4 protein-coding genes and 1 pseudogene are annotated in these 3,168 nt (G+C 40.8%); all 5 read left to right on the forward strand.

The features are described 5' to 3' along the window. Positions 1-405: (d)CMP kinase (gene cmk / locus L652_RS0100245; RefSeq protein WP_024603164.1), on the forward strand; the 405-nt coding region annotated here is incomplete at its 5' end. A gap of 95 nt (positions 406-500) precedes the next feature. Next, a complete protein-coding gene (gene rpsA / locus L652_RS0100250; RefSeq protein ID WP_002961176.1) occupies positions 501-2,168 on the forward strand; it encodes a 30S ribosomal protein S1 in 1,668 nt (555 codons plus the stop codon). Positions 2,169-2,235: 67 nt separating this feature from the next. Continuing rightward, complete coding sequence (gene ihfB / locus L652_RS0100255) at positions 2,236-2,523, forward strand: integration host factor subunit beta (protein WP_002961178.1); 288 nt, start codon at positions 2,236-2,238, stop codon at positions 2,521-2,523. Positions 2,524-2,544: 21 nt separating this feature from the next. Further along, the gene (locus L652_RS0100260) at positions 2,545-2,826 is read left to right on the forward strand and encodes a LapA family protein (RefSeq protein ID WP_024595025.1); all 282 of its coding nucleotides are present in this window, start codon (positions 2,545-2,547) and stop codon (positions 2,824-2,826) included. Positions 2,827-2,828: 2 nt separating this feature from the next. Then, positions 2,829-3,168: pseudogene (locus tag L652_RS0100265) on the forward strand (lipopolysaccharide assembly protein LapB); the annotation flags it as partial.

The raw sequence follows: 3,168 nt of genomic DNA on the forward strand, positions 1-3,168 counted from the left end.
GCTTCAAAAGTTGCAGCATTACCTCGCGTTCGTGAAGCGTTATTACGTCGCCAGCGTGCATTTCGCACTGAAAATGGCTTAATTGCCGATGGCCGTGATATGGGCACTGTGGTTTTTCAAGATGCGCCGTTAAAAATATATTTAACAGCCAGTGCACAAGAGCGTGCTCGTAGACGCTTTGTTGAGTTGAATACGCGCGGCCTTGATGTTACACTAAGTGGTCTATTACAGGACATTCAAGCTCGTGACGAGCGCGATATGAATCGCACCGTTGCTCCGCTTGTACCTGCAGAGGATGCTATTGAGATCGATACTAGCGATCTTAATGCACAGCAAGTGTTTGATAAGGTAATAACTTTATTGGATATTGCTATCTCTGAAGGTAAGCTTCCTAAACGAAGCTAAACACATTTTATGCGCCAGCAGGATGCCAGTGCTATTTTAACAACCCCATGCAGCATGGTTGCTTATTGGTATTAATATATGAGACGTATATTCGTATGTCAGAAAATTTTGCGCAGTTATTTGAAGAAAGCTTAAAGGGTTTTGAAGCAGAGCAAGGCTCTATCGTTAAAGGTACAGTAATCTCTATCGAGAATAACATTGTACTTGTAGATGCTGGTCTTAAATCAGAAAGTGCTATCCCTGCAGAGCAGTTCAAAAATGCTGCTGGTGAACTAGAAGTTGCTGTAGGCGACGAAGTAGATGTTGCACTAGATGCAATTGAAGACGGTTTCGGTGAAACTATCCTTTCTCGTGAGAAAGCTAAGCGTCACGAAGCATGGATCCGTCTTGAGAAAGCATGTGAAGAGCAAGAGACTGTTACTGGTGTTATCAACGGTAAAGTTAAAGGCGGTTTCACAGTTGAAGTTGATTCAATCCGTGCTTTCCTACCTGGTTCACTTGTTGATGTTCGTCCAGTACGTGACACAACTCACCTTGAAGGCAAAGAGCTTGAATTTAAAGTAATCAAGCTTGACCAAAAACGTAACAACGTTGTTGTTTCACGTCGTGCAGTTATCGAATCTGAAAACTCACAAGAACGTGAAGAGCTTCTTGCTAACCTTGTTGAAGGCCAAGAAGTTAAAGGTATCGTTAAGAACCTTACTGACTACGGTGCATTCGTTGACCTTGGTGGTGTTGATGGTCTACTACACATTACTGATATGGCTTGGAAGCGTGTTAAGCACCCTTCAGAAATCGTTAATGTTGGCGACGAAATCGCAGTTAAAGTTCTAAAATTCGACAAAGATAAAACTCGTGTTTCTCTAGGCCTTAAACAGCTTGGTGAAGATCCATGGGCAGCTATCGCTGGTCGTTACCCAGAAGGTTCTAAACTTTCTGGTCGTGTTACTAACCTTACAGATTACGGCTGTTTCGTGGAAATCGAAGAAGGCGTTGAAGGTTTAGTACACGTTTCTGAAATGGATTGGACTAACAAGAACATCCATCCTTCAAAAGTTGTAAGCCTTGGCGACACTGTTGAAGTTATGGTTTTAGAAATTGACGAAGAACGTCGTCGTATTTCTCTTGGTCTTAAGCAATGTATTGCTAATCCTTGGCAGGAATTTGCTCGTCTACAAAACAAAGGCGATCAAGTTACTGGTAAGATCAAATCAATCACTGACTTCGGTATCTTTATCGGTCTTGACGGTGGTATTGACGGTCTTGTACACCTTTCAGACATTTCTTGGAATACACCTGGCGAAGAAGCTGTACGTGAATTCAAGAAAGGCGACGAAATCACTGCTATCGTATTGCAAGTTGACCCAGAGCGTGAACGTATCTCTCTAGGTGTTAAGCAAATCGAAGCTGACCCATTCAATAACTACCTTGATGCAAACAAAAAAGGTGCTATTGTTAAAGGTAAAGTGACTGAAGTTGATGCGAAAGGCGCAACTGTTGAACTTATCGAAGGCGTTGAAGGTTACATCCGTGTAGCTGATATCGCTCAAGAGCGCGTTGAAGATGCAACTACTGTTGTTTCTGTAGGCGACGAGATTGAAGTTAAATACGTTGGTGTTGATCGTAAGAACCGCACTTTAAGCTTATCTGTAAAAGCTCTTTTCGAAGCAGAAGAGAAAGAAGTACTAGAGAAGCTTAAGAAAGAAGAGCCAGTGTTTGAAAACGCAATGGCAGCTGCTTTCGCAAATGCACAAAAAGACTAATATATAATTAGTTTTTAGTTGGGAGGGCATTTTTTGCCCTTCCTATATCTCTTTTTAAGGAAACGCTATGACTAAGTCAGAATTGATAGAAATACTTGCGGAACAACACGCACACGTTCCAGTGAAAGATGTTGAGAATGCTGTAAAAGAAATTCTTGAACAAATGGCCGGCTCATTATCTACTTCAGATCGTATTGAGATCAGAGGTTTTGGTAGTTTCTCTTTGCATTTCCGCGCTCCTCGCACAGGTCGTAATCCTAAGACTGGCGATACAGTTGAGCTTGAAGGAAAGCATGTACCTCATTTTAAACCAGGCAAAGAATTACGCGACCGCGTGAATGAAAGCATTGCCTAGTTAACTTAGTGGAGTAGTTACTTGTTCAAGGTATTAAAAATTATTCTGGCTGCACTATGCCTTATCAGTGCATTTGTATTAGGGTCACAAAACCCACAGTTAGTACAAGTAAATTACATTATAGCCAGTAATACGCTACCTTTAGCTGTAATAATAAGTATCTGCTTTTTATTAGGTGTTTTGATTGGTTGTTTTATTAGCTTTAAATTGTTTTCGCAATTAAAGTGGCAAAACTACCGCTTAAAAAAGCAATTAGCGCCTGAAAAAGATAAAAAAAAGCTTGCCGCGAATAAAGACACCTAACTATGATTGAGCTTTTGTTTTTACTATTACCCGTTGCCGCTGGTTACGGTTGGATTATGGGTAAAAACAGTGCTAAAAACCAAGCTCATCAACTTAATCGTCAGATCACTTCTGAATATAGCAAAGGCTTAAAATTTCTACTCGATAGAGAAGAAGATCAAGGCTTAGAGCATTTAATCAACTTACTTGAAGTTTCAGCCGACTCGGTTGAACACTATTCTACACTTGCCACCATGTTTCGCCGTAGAGGTGAATTAGACCGCGCAATAAAAATTCACGAACTTCTATTAAAACACCCAAGCTTAAATGAACAACAAGCTGCAACTAGCCGTTTAGAACTAG

It is taken from the genome of Pseudoalteromonas sp. TB25, from assembly GCF_000497995.1.
In the GTDB taxonomy this organism is placed as follows: Bacteria; Pseudomonadota; Gammaproteobacteria; order Enterobacterales; family Alteromonadaceae; genus Pseudoalteromonas; species Pseudoalteromonas distincta.

Coding starts and splice junctions, on each gene's coding strand:
- rpsA (WP_002961176.1), top strand. CDS start 501: ATGTCAGAAAATTTTGCGCAGTTATTTGAAGAAAGCTTAAAGGGTTTT.
- ihfB (WP_002961178.1), top strand. CDS start 2,236: ATGACTAAGTCAGAATTGATAGAAATACTTGCGGAACAACACGCACAC.